13 protein-coding genes are annotated in these 18,407 nt (G+C 64.5%); 4 read left to right on the forward strand and 9 right to left on the reverse strand.

The window, feature by feature from the left end:
* Positions 1 to 37: 37 nt before the first annotated feature.
* From hrpB to LVD11_RS00650, 5 genes are all read right to left on the reverse strand, one after another.
* Positions 38 to 2,596, reverse strand: a complete 2,559-nt coding sequence (hrpB, locus tag LVD11_RS00630) for an ATP-dependent helicase HrpB (RefSeq protein WP_237054915.1) — start codon at positions 2,594 to 2,596, stop codon at positions 38 to 40.
* Between the two features lie 82 nt (positions 2,597 to 2,678).
* Positions 2,679 to 4,691, reverse strand: a complete 2,013-nt coding sequence (locus LVD11_RS00635) for an acyltransferase family protein (protein WP_237054917.1) — start codon at positions 4,689 to 4,691, stop codon at positions 2,679 to 2,681.
* 78 nt (positions 4,692 to 4,769) lie between these two features.
* A complete protein-coding gene (locus LVD11_RS00640; protein ID WP_237054919.1) occupies positions 4,770 to 5,918 on the reverse strand; it encodes a hypothetical protein in 1,149 nt (382 codons plus the stop codon).
* A gap of 149 nt (positions 5,919 to 6,067) precedes the next feature.
* The gene (rhlB, locus tag LVD11_RS00645; RefSeq protein ID WP_237054921.1) at positions 6,068 to 7,645 is read right to left on the reverse strand and encodes an ATP-dependent RNA helicase RhlB; all 1,578 of its coding nucleotides are present in this window, start codon (positions 7,643 to 7,645) and stop codon (positions 6,068 to 6,070) included.
* Between the two features lie 82 nt (positions 7,646 to 7,727).
* Positions 7,728 to 8,351 carry an HvfX family Cu-binding RiPP maturation protein gene (locus LVD11_RS00650; protein ID WP_237054923.1) on the reverse strand — a complete coding sequence of 208 codons (624 nt, stop codon included), beginning with the start codon at positions 8,349 to 8,351 and terminating at the stop codon, positions 7,728 to 7,730.
* Between the two features lie 92 nt (positions 8,352 to 8,443).
* Between LVD11_RS00650 and LVD11_RS00655 the strand changes: the two genes are divergently transcribed.
* Together LVD11_RS00655 and LVD11_RS00660 are read left to right on the forward strand one after the other, a co-directional pair.
* The gene (locus LVD11_RS00655) at positions 8,444 to 9,832 is read left to right on the forward strand and encodes an MATE family efflux transporter (RefSeq protein WP_237054925.1); all 1,389 of its coding nucleotides are present in this window, start codon (positions 8,444 to 8,446) and stop codon (positions 9,830 to 9,832) included.
* Between the two features lie 87 nt (positions 9,833 to 9,919).
* Positions 9,920 to 11,386: a succinylglutamate desuccinylase/aspartoacylase family protein gene (locus LVD11_RS00660; protein ID WP_237054928.1), complete on the forward strand. Its 1,467-nt coding sequence runs from the start codon at positions 9,920 to 9,922 to the stop codon at positions 11,384 to 11,386.
* A 34-nt stretch (positions 11,387 to 11,420) separates the two neighbouring features.
* Here LVD11_RS00660 and LVD11_RS00665 read toward each other — a convergent pair whose 3' ends face one another.
* The 4 genes from LVD11_RS00665 to hemA form a co-directional block, all read right to left on the reverse strand.
* On the reverse strand, positions 11,421 to 12,332 hold the full coding sequence (locus LVD11_RS00665; protein ID WP_237054930.1) for a cation diffusion facilitator family transporter: 912 nt from the start codon (positions 12,330 to 12,332) through the stop codon (positions 11,421 to 11,423).
* Positions 12,333 to 12,389: 57 nt separating this feature from the next.
* The gene (gene prmC / locus LVD11_RS00670; protein WP_237054932.1) at positions 12,390 to 13,217 is read right to left on the reverse strand and encodes a peptide chain release factor N(5)-glutamine methyltransferase; all 828 of its coding nucleotides are present in this window, start codon (positions 13,215 to 13,217) and stop codon (positions 12,390 to 12,392) included.
* A gap of 86 nt (positions 13,218 to 13,303) precedes the next feature.
* The gene (prfA, locus tag LVD11_RS00675) at positions 13,304 to 14,386 is read right to left on the reverse strand and encodes a peptide chain release factor 1 (RefSeq protein WP_237054934.1); all 1,083 of its coding nucleotides are present in this window, start codon (positions 14,384 to 14,386) and stop codon (positions 13,304 to 13,306) included.
* Positions 14,383 to 15,678, reverse strand: coding sequence for a glutamyl-tRNA reductase (gene hemA, locus LVD11_RS00680; protein WP_237054936.1), 1,296 nt, complete (start codon positions 15,676 to 15,678; stop codon positions 14,383 to 14,385). The genes prfA and hemA overlap by 4 nt, the downstream gene beginning before the upstream one ends.
* Before the next feature lie 264 nt (positions 15,679 to 15,942).
* Here hemA and LVD11_RS00685 point away from each other — a divergent pair, with 264 nt between their 5' ends.
* Positions 15,943 to 17,748 (forward strand): tetratricopeptide repeat protein, encoded by a 1,806-nt coding sequence (locus LVD11_RS00685; protein WP_237054938.1) that lies wholly within the window; start codon positions 15,943 to 15,945, stop codon positions 17,746 to 17,748.
* Positions 17,732 to 18,355, forward strand: a complete 624-nt coding sequence (lolB, locus tag LVD11_RS00690; RefSeq protein ID WP_237054941.1) for a lipoprotein insertase outer membrane protein LolB — start codon at positions 17,732 to 17,734, stop codon at positions 18,353 to 18,355. Before LVD11_RS00685 ends, lolB begins: the two co-directional genes overlap by 17 nt.
* Positions 18,356 to 18,407 lie beyond the last annotated feature (52 nt).

An 18,407-nucleotide genomic window follows, 5' to 3' on the forward strand; every position in this document is an offset into this window, starting at 1 on the left:
CTGGCCCGCCCCCCGTTTGAACCGGAAGGTAACCGGGTCACATACGTTTTTTGGTTTTGTTTGTGGCCTGTGCGCTGAGCGGGTCATCGGGCCAGTAGTGCTTCTGGTAACGGATGCGTAATTCTTTTTTTACTTCCGCGTAGGTATTTTCCCAGAAGCTGGCCAGGTCGCGGGTGACCTGTACCGGCCGTTGCGCCGGGGACAGCAGGTGAATCATCAGCGGAAACCGGCTTTTAAGGATTGCCGGAGTCTTTGCCAGCCCGAACATTTCCTGCAGACGCACGGCCAGCACCGGGATATCCCCATCGTAATCGATTGCAATCCGCGAGCCACTGGGCACAGCAACATGCGTGGGCGCAAGCTCGCCAACCTGCTGCAGGTCCGGCCAGTCCAGCTGGCCCTGCAAGATCCCATAAAGGTCCAGCCCGGACAATTGCTCCAGGCTGCGTATCCCTACCAGGTGTGGTAACAGCCAGTCTTCCAGGCTATCCAGCAGGCTGCTGTCATCCCACCGGGGCAGGGCCAGGCCTGCCAGCAGATCAGCATGATTTTCAATCTGGCCGCGGAGGAATTCCACCCGTGCGCGAAGCCCATTCGCCTCGCGAGTCCAGGGCAGCAGCCCCAGCCCCTTCTGCCGGACCACGTCAAGCAATGCACGGCTGAGTGCGTCCGGAGAAATATTTTCAGCCGGTTTTTCCTCCAGCACAATCCGGCCGAGACAGGTACGCACGCTGGCAACGGCCCGGCCCGCCTTGTCGTCCCAGCGGACCTGCTCATCCTGCTTGACCAGGTGGGGGAAGTATTCCGGCAGCAGCTCACCGGGGATCTGCGCAGCCAGCAGGATACGCGCGTCGCGCCCCTGCCCGTCCAGCTGCGCCACTACCAGGTAATTGGCTACAGCCAGTTCATCATCCTGGGAGAAGTGCGCCCCGCGGCCACTCGCCAGCAGGAACCGGCGGTCCCGGTCATGGCGATTGCGGGCAATGCGATCCGGGTATGCCAGCGCCAGCAACAGCCCGGTACGGTCGGCCGGATCGATGGATACCCCCCCCGTCCCCGCAGCGGATCCCACCATTCGGGCAAGCTGTGACTCCCAGGTCCTGGCCTGCTGCCGGATTCTTTGGACAGCACCGCGATCCACAGTTCCGCCCGCTTTGCCGCCCTCCAGTAACCACTCCATGCGCCGATGCAGGTCCCGGTCCAGGCGCCGGTCGCCGCGAAAGATATCCCGTTCAGACAGCAGCGCGGCGAGCAGGCAGGCCTCCCGCTGCATGTTCCAGTCGCGGCTGTGCAGCATCATATGGGCAAGCCGCGGGTGGGTCCCCAGTTCCAGCATGGCGGCGCCATGCGGGGTAATGCGCAATTCGGTGTCGAGAGCCTCCAGCCGCTGCAACAGGTCGCGGGCCTGGGCCAGCGGCCCCGGCGGTGGCAGGTCGAGCCAATGTAACTCGTCCGGGTCGCACACCCCCCATTGCGCCAACTCCAGCACCAGCGGCGCCAGGTCGCTGTTCAGGATCTCCGGGGTGTTCTTGGCCGGCAGGCCCTGGTGTCGGGACTCGCTCCACAGTCGCAGGCAGGTACCCGGTCCCAGGCGACCGGCCCGGCCACGGCGCTGGGTGGCGGACGCACGGGAAATGGTGGTGGTTTCCAGGCGATTCATGCCCGTATTGGGATCGAAACGGGACTCCCGCATCAGGCCGGAATCCACCACCAGCGAGATACCCTCGATCGTGAGGCTTGTTTCCGCCACATTGGTGGCCAGCACTATCTTGCGACGCCCTTCCGGCGCGGGAGCGATGGCTGCGTCCTGCTGTTCCCGCCCCAGGTCCCCATAAAGAGGGGCAATATCGACACCACTGAAGGCTTCATCCCCTGCCCTCTCTGCCAGCAGCGCCTCCACCCTGCGGATCTCGCCCACGCCAGGCAGGAAGGCCAGCAGGCTGCCGCTGCTCTCGGCAAGCAGTTCGCTGATCTTGCGGGCCATCAGTGCCGGCAGCTGGCGCCGCTCTTCCACCACTTCACGGGGAGCCAGGTAGCGTATCTCTACCGGGTAACTACGCCCCTCGCTGCTCACCACCGGTGCATTGCCGAGTAGCTGTGCCACGCCCGCCGCATCCAGGGTCGCCGACATTACCAGCAGTTTCAGGTCATCGCGCAGGACTTCCTGGGATTGCAGGCAAAGGGCCAGCGACAGATCCGCCTGCAGGCTGCGCTCGTGGAATTCGTCGAAGATGACCAGTGCCGTCCCCGCCAGCTCCGGGTCCGACTGTAGCAGGCGGGTGAAAATACCCTCAGTGACAACCAGGATCCGCGTGCCGGCACCGGCACGTCGCTCACCCCGCACCTGGTAGCCCACGGTCTGTCCTACCGATTCCCCGAGCAGGGAGGCCATGCGCCGCGCCGCCGTTCTTGCAGCCAGTCGGCGGGGTTCCAGCATGATGATATTGCGGCCCGCGAGCCACTCACAGCCCAGCAGGGCCAGGGGGACAGCAGTGGTCTTGCCGGCGCCGGGAGGCGCCTGCAAAACAACATTGTTGTGGCCTGCCAGCGCCGCGAGGAGATCCGGCAGGGCTGCATTGATGGGTAACTCCAACATGAGCGCGATTATATCGGCTTTAGGACCCGCAGGGGCCCGGGATTGGATCCTGGAAGAGGAGGCTGGTGTATCCCCCCCAGGCTCAGCCCCGGCTCGGGCGCTCGTGCAGTGCCAGGTCAAGCAATCCCGGAACCAGTTTGCGTGCGCCGTAGGTACTGAGGTGGTCATCGTCGCGATAGAGTGGCACCCCGCGCTCCTGAATCTGGCAATCGGATGTACACAGCTCCGGAACGGGACTGACATGCTCCGCCCCCAATTCCTCGGCAATGGTGTCGATAATAAGATTGGCACGCCGGTTGCGACGCTCGACTTCTTCCCGCGTGGGTGCACGCTCCAGCGACGTGCCGATAAATTCCGCGTTGATCACCGCCAGGGGCACGGAAAAGCCCACTTCCGGCACGCCCTTCACAATCAGCACCCGCCGCCCGGTGGCCCGGATACGCCGCACGGTGTCGGCGAGACTCTTGCGTACCACCGCTGCGTTACCGGCCTGATCGCTGTCGCCATCACCTTCCCGGGCATCGCCCGAACGCTCCAGTACTGCATTGTCACCGCCCTCCCCCGGCGCCGGTGTGCCCTCGACAGCCTGTGCCCAGCGCGCCACCAGGATGACCGTACCCAGGTCGTCACGGGCCTCGAGAAATTCCATCACCTGCTGATTAAACCGGTCGCAGCGGTGGGACCTGCCCTTGTCCGCCCGCACCACCCCGAGGAGTGGCGGGCAGGCAGACTTGACCGCCGCCAGGCCGGTCAAGCTTCGCTCCCGTACCCAAAGGTCAAATCCCGGCAGGAAGGCCCCCGCATGGGAGTCCCCCCAGATCAGCACATCCGCAGCATCCCCTGCCATCTTGTCCCCAAAACGGCATAAGCCCTCCCCGGGAAGCCGGCCCATGCAGCGCTCCTGCCGGGGAGTCCGCTCCACCGCTTCGGTATATACCGCCAACAGGTCCGCTGGCAGCCGGCCAGGAAAGCCCTTGCCACTGTTAATGGTTACAGCGGCCAACACCAATACCAGGGCCGCAGCACCGGCCGCACGGCCGATCGCCCGGCGCGAGTCCCAGCGTCCACCACGGCGGCGGAACGGCTTTTCAACCCAGCGCCAGCTCAGGTATGCCAGGATCGCAGCCAGGCCCACCGCCAGCAACGCGGACAGCAGCGGCAATTCCGCGCCGCCGAGGGCAAAGCGCGTGAAGACCAGTACCGGCCAGTGCCACAGGTAGAGTGAATAGGACACCAGTCCCACGCCAACAAATACTGGCAGCGACAGGAGACGGGCTGCCAACACTCGCTGTTGGCCCCCGGCCCAGATCAGCGCCACCGCTCCACCGCAGGGAAGCAATGCCGCAAGCCCGGGAAATGGCGTCGCCTCGTCATAGGCAACGACACTGTAGGCGATGGCGGCCAGCCCGGCAGCAGCCGCCAGTTCCAGCACGACTCGGCGCCGGCAGTGGGGTATGGCTCCCATGGCGAGCAGGGCACCCAGGCCCAGCTCCCAGATACGCGTGGGGGTCAGGAAGTAATTCGCAAATGGCAGGGCCTGGGTCGCCCAGGCAGAGGCACCGAGCGAGGCGAACGACAGTCCCGCAACAACAGCCAGTATCCGGCCGTTCCGCCGCGCCAACAGGCACAGCAACAGGGGGAAGAAAACATAGAATTGTTCCTCTACCGCCAGCGACCAGGTGTGGAGCAGGGGCTCCCACTCTGCCGAGGCACCGAAGTAATCGCCGCTGTTACGCCAGAACCAGATGTTGGAGGCAAACAGTATTGTTGACAGCAGCGATCTGGCGTATCCCTCCAGCAGGTCGGGCGGTAACACGAACCAGCTGGCCAGCGTGCAGGCAGTAAGCATGGCGAACAATGCAGGCAGGATTCGCCGCGCACGGCGCTCGTAAAAGTTGGCCAGGGAAAAACTGCCCTGGCGAATTTCCCGCACCAGGATGCCGGTAATGAGGTAACCGGAGATCACGAAAAATACATCGACCCCCACATAACCGCCGGAAAAGCCCGGCAGGCCCGCATGGGCAAAAACCACGGGCAACACCGCAAGCGCCCGCAGCCCGTCAATATCGCGGCGGTAACCACTGTTCACTGTCATCGTTAACCAGGTTGATTATCGTTTTCCCGGATCCCCACGCGGATCCCCCGATGCAGTCCCTGCGGTCGCCGCCGGTATTTACCGGCCGCTATGCTTTTTCCTCTTCAACCGTCGCCACCAGGGGTTCCTGGCCGGCGCGATACGGGCGGTATGGGCCAGGCACTCCATGGCCCCATACAGTTCGCCTATGACTCTGGTGGCCAGCCCCGGGGTTCCAGCCAGTGACCGGAGGCAATCTGCCAGCAGCGCGTCCCTCAGCCCCTGCGGATTCTGCAGCCCCGCGGCAAAGAGGTCTGCCGACCACTGCGCAAGATCAGCACAGGAGAGGTGATCATTACCGACCTCCGGATAGGAAGAGAAATCGTCGCTGAACGCCAACCCCGAAGCGTGGCGAAGGTAATGGTCGTTAAGCTGGCGATTCGACTCCGAAAACGCCAGGAAAAAAGCCCGGGCATTGTCACGGGCGGGAGCCACGCGGGAATCGTCACCACGCATTCCCGGCTTCAGCCGGCGAATATCGTCAGGCGCCACCCCCAACTCGATCAGCTTGTGGGTGAGCAGGAACTCACGTCGCCCCACCCCCTCATTCACCCGCAAGGGTGGAATCTCGGCACCATTACTGACCAGGCCCATAAAGTCGGTGACAATATCCCCACCGCATAGGCGGCCGGGCTCAAACTCCCGCACCTCCAGTGCTTCCTCCCCGAAGCATGCTTCCCATTGCTGCAGCTTGGCGAAATAGTCGTAGTAGGTCCGCACTGGAGCGTTCAGGGGAGGCAGCGCTCCCTCATCATGGCCAAGCAGCTTGCTGGAGGAGCTGCGCCCACGCTCACAGCCGCGCGCGCCCTGCTGCTTGAATGAGCGGGCGTGCAGGTCCTGGCGTCGCAGGTAGGCAATTACTACGGTGCGGTCGAAGAGTTCCGCACAGATGTCCCGCACCTGCCGGATGTCCGCGCCCCGGTACAGGAAAGATAGATGCTCGGCCGAGACAATCACTGTGTCGCCGCGACTGGACGCCAGCAACTGCCGGAAGCGGTCATTGAGGTGAAACTCCAGTCCCTCTTCCCGGGCCTCCACTTCGATGGCTCCCGATGAATTGCCTTTCTTGCCCAGGGCGACAAACTCAACGCCAGCATCCAGTAACGGGGCCCGGTGCCGATGCAGGGCCAGCTGCAGTGAACTGGAGCCGGTCTTGTGAAAACCGATATGAAGATAGAGGGTACGCATTATTTTTCTAGTGGCAGTGAAGGGGCAATCGTGCCAGTCAGTCACCGGCATTACCCATTATCCATCATCAACAAAAAAAGGCCGGCATCATACCGGCCTTGGGGTTCCCGGCGATTCACCTCGACGGTGCTGCCGGAATACCTCGGTTATCAGCGGCGCGGCCCGCGGCCACCCCCGCCACGTCGGCCACCGCGCCCATCGCGGGAGCCCCGGCTGTCACCACCGCTGCTGCGCTTCACTTTTACCTTTGGCGGTTCCTCCAGCAGTTCCAGCGGCGGCTGTTCACAGTTGAGCTTCTGCCCCAGCAGCGCCTCAATCGGTTCCAGGCGCATGGCATCATCCTCACACGCGAAGCTGATCGAGGTACCGGTCTTGCCCGCGCGGCCGGTACGGCCGATCCGGTGAACGTAATCCTCCGGCTCTTCCGGCAGGGTGAAGTTGACCACGTGGCTGATGCCGTCGATATGAATACCCCGACCGGCCACATCGGTGGCCACCAGCACCTTGGTCTTGCCGGACTTGAAGTCCTCCAGCGTGCGCACGCGCTTGTTCTGCGCCACTTCACCGGATAACAGGCCCGCCCTGAAGCCGTGGGCCTCAAGGTTCTCGTGCAGGCGCCGGCACTGGTCGCGGCGGTTGGCAAACACGATCAGGCTCTCAACCTCATCGCTCTGCAGGATGTTGTACAGCAGGGTGTACTTTTCCTCGCTGGCCGCCAGGTAAACGCGCTGATCCACCGAATCCGTGGCAACCCGCTCTGGTTCGATTTCCACCACCACCGGCTCTTCGGTCCACTGCTCCACCAGCGAATCCACTTCCGGGGTAAAGGTCGCGGAGAAGAACATGGTCTGGCGATGGGTCTTGCGGGGTGTCTGGCGCACGATCCGGCGGACCTGGGGGATAAAGCCCATATCCAGCATACGGTCCGCCTCATCGATTACCAGGATCTCCACCTGGTCGAGATAGCAATCGCGGTTGCTGGCGAAATCCAGCAGGCGACCCGGGGTCGCCACCAGGATATCCACGAAGCGCTCGTTCAGGTTGCGCTGCTGCTTGGCGTAGTCCATGCCGCCGACCAGGGTGTGGATTTCCAGGTCCGTGTACTTGCACAGGGCCTTGGCGTCGTCGGCGATCTGCATCACCAGCTCCCGGGTCGGGGCAATGATCAGCGCGCGCGCCTCGCCGGCATAACGCTCGCCCTCGAACGGGTGCTTGAGCAGGTCGTCGATGATGGTGATCAGGAAGGCCGCGGTCTTGCCGGTTCCGGTCTGCGCCTTGCCCACCAGGTCGTGGCCGTTGAGCGTATGCGGCAGGGAGCGGCCCTGGATCGGCGAGCAGTACTGGAATCCCAGGTCATGGATCCCGTGCATCAGGTCGAGAGGCAGGTCCAGGTCGTGGAAACGCACCTTGCCCTCTTCCTCCGGCACCTGGAACTGGTCCAGGGACCACTTGGTCACCGGCTGCGCCTTGCGGCTTTTTCCCTTGCCGCCCCGCAACTTACCGTCACCACCATCCGGGGATTTCGCCCGGTCCCTGTCCCCGGCGGGACGCCGGGATTCGCGGGACTCGGTGGTCCGCTCGCGCTTGCCACTGTCGCCGGCACTCTGCTGGCTGCGGGCGCGCTTGTCGGAATCACCGCGCTGGCGGCTGGTGTCCGGGCCGCTGTCAGTATCGTTATTGGCACCTGCGGCATCGGCAGATGAACGGCGAAACAACTTTCCTATCAAGTGAAATACTCGCTTAAACGGTCAAATAATCGGCGAGTATATCATCTATAGGCGTACACTACCCCCCGCAGCGTTTTCGGGGTCATTCGCCGCCTACACGGCGCCGGCAGAGCCAGTAATCGAGGCTCACGAAGCGCCCGCCGCCGGAGCCCAGCAGGGCCAGCAACATGACAAAGTAAGTGGCAGCAAACTCGATCCCGTTCTTCAGTACCGTGAAGTTGCCGGCCTCGGTCAGCCAGCCGTAATTGCCGTGCGCCTTGAGCAGCTCCACCGCCTTCTCCTTCCGCACCAAGGCCTCTTCAATCAAGTCCTCCCGCCACTCCCAGGGCATGGTAAGGGTCTGCTCGGGAAGTGCGTGCCAGCCGTACTGCCAGTGTGCGGTAACCGCCGCCACGACCATGACCACCATCAGTGGAATGGCCACCAGGCGCACTCCAAGCCCCAGCAGTAGCGCAATGCCCCCCAGCAACTCGGTCAACGCGGCCATCCACGCCAGCAACATTGGCGCCGGCAGGCCCAGCCCCCAGTCCGGGTTGCCGAACCAGGCGGCCACATCGCCAATATGCCCCAGCTTGTTCATCCCGGCCAGGATAAAGACAGGGGCAAGGAACAGGCGCAGGGCCAGTGGACCCAGCCAGTCAGCAGTGCGCGCCAGACGCACAAAGCCAGCGTACAGGCGATTGAACCAGCCTGATGAGGCCTCCATAATTGCTCCCTCTTCCAGGATTATTTGCGCTTGGTCGGTCGCCAGGCCCAACTCTTACACACCGGATTAAGGTAGCCCAGCGGCGCTCTGCCATGTTCAAGATTTACAAACGGGCCACCGCCACCGAATTCTCCCGCATCACCACCCTGGGTGGCCCCCTGGTGGTCAGTAACCTGGCGGTTATCAGCATGGGGGTCACCGATACCATCGTGGCCGGGCGCGCGGGGGAAGTGGACCTCGCGGGACTGGCTCTGGGCTCCAGCATCTGGGCAGTCTGTGCCGTGACCCTGATGGGGCTGTTGGCCGCGGTTTCACCCGTCGTGGCCCACCTGCGCGGCGGCCGCAATGAGGCCGGCGCGGCAGCGGAGTTGCAACAGGCATTCTGGATCGCCCTGGCGGGCGGGCTGGTGGTGGTGGCAGCCCTGCTGGCTGTGCCCTGGTGGAGCCACTGGATCGATACCGAGGAGCCGGTGCGCAGGGTGATGCAGCACTACCTGCTGGCACTCGCCACCTCCACCCTGCCGTTCGCACTGGGCACGGCACTGCGTGGCTATTGCGAGGGCATGGCCCAGGTCCGGGCGGTCATGCGTATCTACCTGGCGGCAGCGGTGCTGAATATCCCCCTGGATATGGCGCTGGTTTTTGGCTGGGGACCACTGCCCGCATTGGGCGGTGCCGGCTGTGGCTGGGCCACCGGCCTGGTGAGCTGGGCAATCGCTCTGGCGCTGTTCTGGCATGCCAACAATGACCCGGCCTATCGCGCACTCGACCTGCGCTTTGCCCTGCCGCGGCCCCACTGGCCCACCCTGCGCCACCAGCTGGCCCTGGGCCTGCCGATCTGTATCGGTGCCGGCAGCGAAGTCACCTTCTTTGCCAGCCTCACGGTGTTGCTGGCTCCGTACGGCGCCACGATCGTGGCCGCCCACCAGATCGGCATGAATATCGGTTCTATTTTCTACCTGGTCGCCCTGGCGCTGGCCCAGGCACTGAGTATTCGCGTGGCGCAGCTGTTGGGACAGGGGCGCCCGAAACGGGCGCGCTTCACCAGTACCGTGGGGGTCTCCGGCGGCCTCCTGTACGCCCTGGCCACTGGTGTGGTGCTGATCGTGCTCCGCCACCCGTTTGTATCCCTCTACACCAGTGAAGTGGATATCATCGCCATAGCCACCAACCTGCTGCTACTGTGCGCCGCCTTCCAGCTGGTGGATGTGGCCCAGGCGATGGCCTGGGGGGCATTACGTGGCTATAAAGATACCCGGGTGCCGATGTATATGCAGATACTCTCCTACTGGCTGGTGGGCCTGACCAGCGCCCGGTGGCTGGGTGAGAGCTTCTGGGGTGTATACGGCTACTGGGCCGGTATCTGTATCGGTCTCGGGGTGGCCTCGGTATTGCTCGGTGCCCGTCTCTGGCGCACCAGCGGCCGGGCGATTGATCGCGGGAAGCGCCTGGATATTTCGCCAAGTGGCGCGCAAACCTGAGGGAACGCTTTCGCTATACTCGCGCTCCAAATTTGGCAGGGGTCGCTTACCCCTGCCACAAACACAACCATTGACCGGAGTTTCTGCATGCCCCTGCGCTCGAGAATGCGCCATTCCCGCCACGCCGTTTTCCTGGCTACCGCCCTGGCATCATCCCTCGCCCTCGCACTGACCGAGGACCCGGACGATCCCCAGGAGCCGCCCCTGCCCAAGGCTCAAAACCTGAAGCTGGACGAGCCCACGACCGAGGAGCCCCTTAACAAGCCGACGGAAAAAGAACCCGGAAAAGGGCCGGACTCGCAGGAAGCGCCCGCTGCCGGGGCCGCCTCCCCATCGGCTGAGCCGGCAGACACCGGCGACAAGGCCATAGAAACTGAAACAGAGGAGCCCGAAACCGCCAAGCCGCTGCGACTGCTGGGGTCCGAGGTGCCGCCGGCTACAGCCACCCGTCTCGCCTGGTCCCCAAGCCAGCACTTCGAGGGTGTCTACAGCAATACCGCGGTGCTGGTCGTGAACGGTGCCAACCCCGGCCCCACCCTGTGCCTGACCGCAGCCGTCCATGGCGATGAGCTGAACGGTATCGAGACCGTCCGCCGGGTGCTGTACAACCTGGAGCCGGCCAGTCTCAGCGGTGCCGTAATCGGGGTCCCTATCGTGAATCTGCAGGGTTTTCACCGCGGCTCCCGTTACCTGACCGACCGCCGCGATTTGAACCGCCACTTTCCCGGCAACCCCGACGGATCATCCGCATCCCGCATTGCCCACTCCTTCTTCAACGAAGTGATCCAGCACTGTGACGCGGTGGTGGATCTCCACACCGGTTCCTTTTACCGCACCAACCTGCCCCAGCTGCGCGGTGACCTGAGGAATCCCAAGGTGGTGAAAATGACCAAGGGCTTCGGTTCCACCGTGGTGCTGCACAGTGACGGCGCCGAGGGCACGCTGCGCCGGGCGGCCGTGAAAGCCGGCATCCCCACCGTCACCCTCGAGGCCGGCGCTCCCATGGTGCTGGATGAGACCTCGGTGAGCCACAGCGTAAAAGGTATCCGTACGCTGCTGAACCAACTGGGCATGGTGAACAAGTTCCGCCTGTGGGGGGATCCCGAGCCGGTGTACTACAACTCCACCTGGCAGCGCGCCACCACCGGCGGCATTATTTTCAGCGAGGTGGAACTCGGTGAGGCAGTCAGCAAAGGCGACCTGCTGGGCACCATCACCAACCCCATCACCAATGTGCGCACGGAAATCCGCTCCGAGCATAACGGGCGGATACTCGGCATGGCATTGAACCAGGTGGTGCAGCCCGGCTTTGCCGCCTACCACATCGGCATCCAGGCACCGCAGGAGCAGATCAGCCCACCGGAGGAAGTGACCGCAGTCGCGGCCGAGAAGACTGCTGCCGGGTTGGACTCCAGCCAGCAGGAAACCGCAACCCAGCCCGCGGATGAATCCGCCGGGGAAAAGACACTGGAGGAGGAGTCCGCCGACCCGGGCCCGGTATCCGAGGATATGGCCAAGCCTCAGGCGGTGAGCCCGGAGGGCGAGGACGACTGACAGACCATGCGTGAACCGGCGAAGTGCCCCGCAATCACTCGCGGGGCTGGCCGGAGACCCGATCGACCACGTGGATATGATGCTCACCCAGCGGCTCCGGCTGCAGGGTGATATGGTCGATATCAAAGCGCCGGATAAGCATTTCCCGCAATCTTTCCAGTACCCCGGGCCAGGCCTGCAGGTCATCCACCACGATATGCGCCGACAGTGACACCGTGCGCGAGTCCAGGCGCCAGATATGCAGGTCGTGTACCGAACGCACTCCCTCAACCGTCACCAGGGCCTTGCCCACTACCGGCAGGCTTAGCTCCCGCGGCACCCGCTCCATCAGCACATCGACGGAATCCCGCAGCAGGCGCAGGCTGGAAACCAGGATCAGCGCACAGATCAGCAGGGATAGCAGGGGATCAATCGGCGTCCAGCCGGTGAAATGAATCACAGCCCCCGCCACCAGCGCCGCCACCGACCCCAGCAGGTCGCCCATCACGTGCAGCAGGGCACCGCGGATATTCAGGGTCTGCTCGCCTCGGTGCAGTATCCAGGCCACCACCAGGTTCACCACCAGGCCGATGGCGGCGATCAGCATCACCATGCCACCCTCCACCGGCTGTGGCGCGCGCAGGCGATCGATGGCCGCCAGCGCGATGGCAATAATGATCACCAGCATGAACACCGCGTTGGCCACAGCTGCCAGCACCTCGGCGCGTCCCCAACCATAGGACAGCTGCCGGTCCGCCGGCTTCTTCGCCAGCAGTGCCGCCACTGCGCCCAGAGCCAGGGCCAGGGCATCGGTGGCCATATGCCCGGCATCACCCAGCAAAGCCAGTGACCCGGACAGCCAGCCCCCCACCGCTTCCACCAGGGCGAAAGCAAAAGTGACCACCAGCCCCCAGATCAGGGGACGCAGGTGGCCGCTGCCGTGATGATGATGTGCATGTTCATGCATGGCCAATACTTCCTTGCCTGGCTTCAGTGTCGATCGAACTGGGGGCAGGCCGGCGGGCTATTTCCGCCCCACGGTGAGCCTCCCCCGTCCGCTGTAGTCGTCGCGGCTGGATACTTCTCGCAGTCCCGCCGCGGTAAATATTCTGCGCGCCTCGGCCGCCTGTTGCCAGCCGTGTTCCACCACCAGCCAGCCACCGGCCTCCAGGTAGGCCCCACAGCCCGTGGCGATGCGCTCGATGTCGGCGAGTCCGGCCCGTTCCGCCACCAGCGCCGAGCGTGGCTCGAAACGCACATCGCCCCGCTCCAGGTGCGGGTCGGCGGCGTCAATGTAGGGGGGATTGCTAACGACCAGGCCAAATTGCCGGGGGGGGATTGCACTGAACCAGTCGCTCTGCAGCAACTCGACATTCCCGAGCCCCAGTGCCCGCCGGTTCTCCTCCGCCAGCGTCAAAGCCTCGGCAGATTTGTCCACGGCCAGCAGGTGCCAGCCCGGACGCTCACTGGCCAGGGCCAGCGCGATGGCGCCGCTGCCGGTACCCAGGTCGAGCACCTGCAGGTGCTCCCGGGGGCAGAGCTCCAGCGCGGTTTCCACCAGTAGTTCCGTCTCCGGGCGCGGGATCAGGGTGGAGGCGTCGACCTTCAGGTCAAGCGACCAGAACTCGCGCCGGCCGATGATATGGGCCACTGGCTCCCCGGCCGCCCGGCGCACCAACAGCTCGTCCAACTGTCGCTGCTCACCCGGTGCCAGCTGATGCTCCGGCCAGGTGTAGAGCCAGGTCCGGCTCCTGCCCAGCACATGCGCGAGCAGGACCTCGATATCCAGTCGCGCACTGTCACTGTGTTCCAGCTCACCGCTGCGGGCGAGATTCTGCTTGATGGTGGCCATGGCCCCCTCTTCCTTAGTGCTGACGTCACGCGTGTTGGAGGCGGCGGTTACAAGACATACACAACCCGGCCGCCGCGCGGATGGCTTTACTGCGCCAGCGCCGCCAGCTGATCAGCCTGGTGCTCGGTGCGCAAGGGCTCAATCACCTCTGCCAGGCCACCTTGCATGATTTCGTCAAGCTTGTAGAGCGTCAGCCCGATGCGATGGTCGGTCACGCGCCCCTGCGGGAAGTTATAGGTGCGGATGCGCTCGGAACGATCGCCACTGCCCACCAGGTTGCGCCGTGCGTCGGAGATCTCCCGCGCGGCGGCCGCCTCCTGCTCGCTGCTCAGCCGTGCCTGCAGCAGGGCCATGGCCTTGGCGCGATTCTTGTGCTGTGAACGCTCGTCCTGGCACTCCACCACAATGCCAGTGGGGATATGGGTCAGGCGCACTGCGGAATCGGTCTTGTTGACGTGCTGGCCACCGGCACCGGAAGCCCGGTAGGTATCAACGCGCAGGTCGGCCTTGTTGATCTCTATCGCATCCTGCTCATCCGGCTCGGGCATTACCGCCACAGTGCAGGCCGAGGTGTGGATACGCCCCTGTGACTCAGTCTCCGGTACTCGCTGTACCCGGTGGGCACCGGACTCGAACTTGAGCCGGGCATAGACATCCTCGCCGCTGACGCGGGTGATGATTTCCTTGTAGCCGCCGTGCTCACCGGGATTGTCACTGACAATCTCGATACGCCAGCCCTGCTTTTCCGCGTAGCGTGAGTACATGCGGAAAAGGTCACCGGAGAATATCGCCGCCTCGTCACCACCGGTGCCAGCGCGGATTTCCAGGAAGACATTCTTGCGGTCATTGGGGTCGCGCGGCAGCAGCAATGCCTGCAGCTCGCGCTCCAGTGGCTCCAGCTGGGCCTCGCCCTCGCGCAGTTCCTCCTGGGCCATCTCGCGCATTTCGGCATCGCTCTCGTCGAGCATTTCCCGCGCCGCCGCCATGTCCTCCTGCAGCTGCCGGTAGCGGCTGTAACACTGCACCACCTCTTCCAGTTCGGAGAACTCGCGCGAGAGGTCGCGGAACTGTGCCTGGTCGCTGATAATTTCGGCATCGCCAAGCAGGGCGGAAACCTCCTCGTGGCGCTCCACAAGGTTTTCCAGTTTATTCAGTAACGAGTCTTTCATCCGTCCTTCTTGGTGCTTTCCAGTTTGCCGCCCGGCGGCTCCGACGTGGCCGGGGTCTCCAGGCCGATGATTTCCCGCGCAATCCGCAGGCGCTGGGGATCCCCCTCGGCCGCGCGCTTCAGGTTCACCGTGGGGGCATGGATCAGTTTGTTGGTCAGGGAACGCGCCAGCTGCTGCATCAGGCGGCGCGGATCGCCGCCCTTGTCCAGCTGCTGTAGTACCTTGTCCAGTTCCGCGTCGCCGATTTCCTGTGCTTTCTGGCGATAGGAGCGGATAGTCTCCACCGCACCCCGCGAGCGATATTGGCGCATGAATTCCGCCGCCGCCTGCTCGACAATTTCGTGAGCGGCGCGGGCAGCCTGCTCACGCGAGCGGCGCCCTTCGTCAATCACACCGCGCAGGTCGTCGACCGTGTACAGGTAGACATCATCCAGCTGTTCCACCTGCGGCTCGATATCGCGCGGTACCGCGATATCGACCATGAATACCGGCCGGTGCCGGCGCTTTTTCAGGGCTGTCTCCACCGCGCCCTTGCCGAGGATCGGCAGCTGGCTGGCGGTGGAACTGATCACGATATCTGCGCGCGGCAGATGCTCGGGGATATCAGCCAGCAGGATCGCCTCGGCACCCAGGTTCTCGGCCAGCTGCTGGGCCCGGTCCAGCGTGCGGTTGGCGACAACCAGCTGGCTTATCCCCTGCTCCAGCAGGTGACGGGCCACCAGTTCGATGGTCTCGCCGGCACCGACCAGCAGTGCAGTCTGGCGCGAGAGGTCCGTAAAGATGCGGGAGGCCAGGGACACGGCGGCGTATGCCACGGACACCGGGTTCTCGCCGATCGCGGTTTCCGTACGCACCCGCTTTGCCACTGCGAACACCTGCTGGAAGACACTGTGCAGCAGGCTACTGACACTGCCTGACTCCCGCGCCACGGCGTAGGCCGACTTGATCTGCCCGAGGATCTGCGGCTCACCCAGTACCAGGGAGTCCAGCCCACACGCCACTCGCATCATGTGGCGCACGGCATCCTCTCCGGTGTAGCGATAACTACAGCCGAGCAGCTGTTCCAGCGCCACGCCGTGGTACGCCGCCAGCCATGCCAGCAGTTGGTCGGGATCCGTGTCCGCGTAGATTTCCGTGCGGTTGCAGGTGGAAAGGATGGCCAGCTCCGGGCAGTCGAGCGCGGCGCGCGCCTCTTCCAGTGCCGCCGGCATCACTTGCGGGGCAAAAGCCACCCGCTCGCGCACCTCGATTGGAGCACTGTCGTGATTGATACCCAGGGCAAGGATCGGCATAAATTCTCGCTGGCAATGAACAAGTGGGGCCGCCCGACTGTCTCAGTCCACAGTCGTACCGACCCCGGTCGCAACGGCTGTCAGGGTGGCGCATTTTCAGGCCCCGCAGCCCGCCTTGCAAGCGCCGGGGCTCCTTCCACTGCCCGGGATGGCGGCGGAAGCAAAGCCCGAAGGGCCATTCGGGACTAGAATTATACGGCTACCGACACACGGATCACGCTTTCCGCGCCCGTCCCGGCGCGGCGCCAACGTATGGATACCCCTATGCCCGCACCTCGGCTCTCCCCCAACCACCGGATTCGACCGCTGTCCCGACACCCACTGGCCTGCGTACTGGCCGCGTCGTGCCTGTTGGCAGCCTGCGCCCAGGGACCCCAGCAGACAGCGGAAAATCCGGCCGGAGAGGCAGCCAGCGCCAATGCCACCCCCGCAGCCCCTGCCCCGGAGCCGGTGGAGGCCCGCGCCTTCCCCATCGAAACCTTTTACACACTGCTGGTCGCAGAAGTGGCAGGCAATCGCGAACAGTATGATGTTGCCCTGGCCAATTACTACCACCAGGCCGCACACACCCGCGATGCCGGCATCGCAGCGCGGGCCACGCGCATCGCCCGTTTCCTCAACGCCCGCCGGGCGGCACTGGAATCTGCCCGACTGTGGGCCGAACTGGAGCCAGATAATGCCGAGGCCCAACTGGCTGTTACCGCAGAACTGACCCTCGCCGGGCAACTGGACACCGCGCTGGAGCATGCGGAGCTGGCCCTCGCCCTGGGCGGCGATGCGCCACTGCAGTCCCTGGCCGCCACCGCGGTATCGAACCGGCAGCTGACCGAGTCGGTCCAGCCGACCTTCCGGCGCCTATCGGAGGAGTACCCGGACAATCCCGAGGCCGCCCTGGCCCACGCCATGACGCTGCGCGCGACAGAAAATTACGAACAGGCCCTGGCCATCGTGCGGCGGGTCCAGGAGCGCCACCCGGACCTGCTCGACCCTCCCCTGCTGGAATCCCACCTGCTGGTGGACCAGGGGAAGGAGGCGGAAGCCCTTGCCATGCTGGAGAAGCTGGTGAGTCTCTACCCGCAGGAGAGCCGGTTGCGCCTGCAGTACGCGCGACTGCTGGTGAGCGAGGACCTGGAGCGGGCGCAAAAGCAGTTCACCGAGCTGGTGCGGCAGCGCCCCCGGGACGGCAACCTGATCCTCTCACTGGCGCTGATCCGCTTTGAGACCAAGGACCTGGCAGCGGCCAAGCCCCTGTTCGAACGACTGCTGGAATTGCAGGAGCACGAATCCGCCGCGCACTTTTACCTCGGAGGCATCGCCGAGGAGGAGCAGCACTTTGAGCAGGCGGTGGCCCACTACCGCCAGGTCGGCCCCGGCAACGACTATCTCAACGCCATCAAGCGCGGCACCGAGCTGCTGGCAACCAACGGTCTCTCCAGCGACAACCGGGACTGGTTCGCCGAGCTGCGCCAGCGCCACCCGGACCAGGCCGAGCATTTTTACCTGGTGGAGGTGGACCTGCTGCGCCGCCACGACCGCCCGGAAGAGGCCCTGCAATTGCTCAACCTGGCTGTCCAGGACCACGGCGACAGCGGTCGACTGCTGTATACCCAGGCCCTGGTCAATGAACAGCTGGGCAATGCGACTGAATTCGAGCAGGGGATGCGCAAACTGATTGCACGCGACCCCGATAACGCCACGCTCCTCAACGCCTTGGGATACAAGCTGACGGACTATGACGACCGCCTGGACGAGGCCCGGGAACTGGTCGAGAAGGCGCTGGAGCTGCGTCCGGACGACCCGGCCATTATCGACAGCATGGGCTGGGTGGAGTACCGTCAGGGTAATCACGCCGAGGCCGTCAAGTACCTGGAGCAGGCTCTGGAGAAACTGCCCGACCACGAGATCGCCGCCCACCTGGGCGAGGTACTCTGGATGCAGGGCAATCGCGAACAGGCAGTAAAAGTCTGGGAGCGCGGCCTCGAGATCAACCCGGAGAGCAAGATCATCCCGGCTGCGATGGAGCGGCTGCGGATCAGAGAAGCCATGGAGCAGCATGTTTCGGATAGCTGACAGGGGGCAATTCCCTTTCCCACACCTCGCCACCGTACTGGTGGCACTGCTGCTGGGCGCCTGCGCCGGACAGCAGGGAACCGGCCTCCCGGTACCTGGTACCGGCAGCCAGCCGGTTGAGCAACTGCAGAGTTTCACCATCGCCGGCAAGCTGGGGGTACGCTCCCCCACGGACAACGGCAGCGCCAATATCAACTGGCAACAGCAGTCAGACAGCAACTACCGCATTCACCTGAGCGGCCCCCTGGGGGCCGGCGCCACGGTGATCACGGGTAACCCGGGGAGTGTCAGCCTGAAACGGGGCAGCGAACCGCCCATGCGCGCCTCGAACCCGGCCCAGCTCACCCAGCAGATGCTGGGGTGGCCCCTCCCGGTACGAGAGATGTTTTACTGGGTCCGGGGACTGCCGGCACCGGGCGGCTCGGCCGGCGAGAAGCGTGATACCGCGGGCCAGCTACAAGCCCTCCAGCAGGCCGGCTGGCAGCTGGAGTTCAGTGATTACCAGCGGGTTGGGCGCTACACACTGCCCACCCGTATCAAGGCCCGCACCAACCAGGCCGCGGGACCGGTGAAAGTAACCCTGGTCATCAAGGAGTGGCAGACCTGACTCCCGGCGCATGCGCCGTGGTTCGGGAGGCGCTATGATTGCGCCTTTTACC

The organism is Microbulbifer sediminum (assembly GCF_021729035.1).
GTDB classification, from domain to species: Bacteria; Pseudomonadota; Gammaproteobacteria; order Pseudomonadales; family Cellvibrionaceae; genus Microbulbifer; species Microbulbifer sediminum.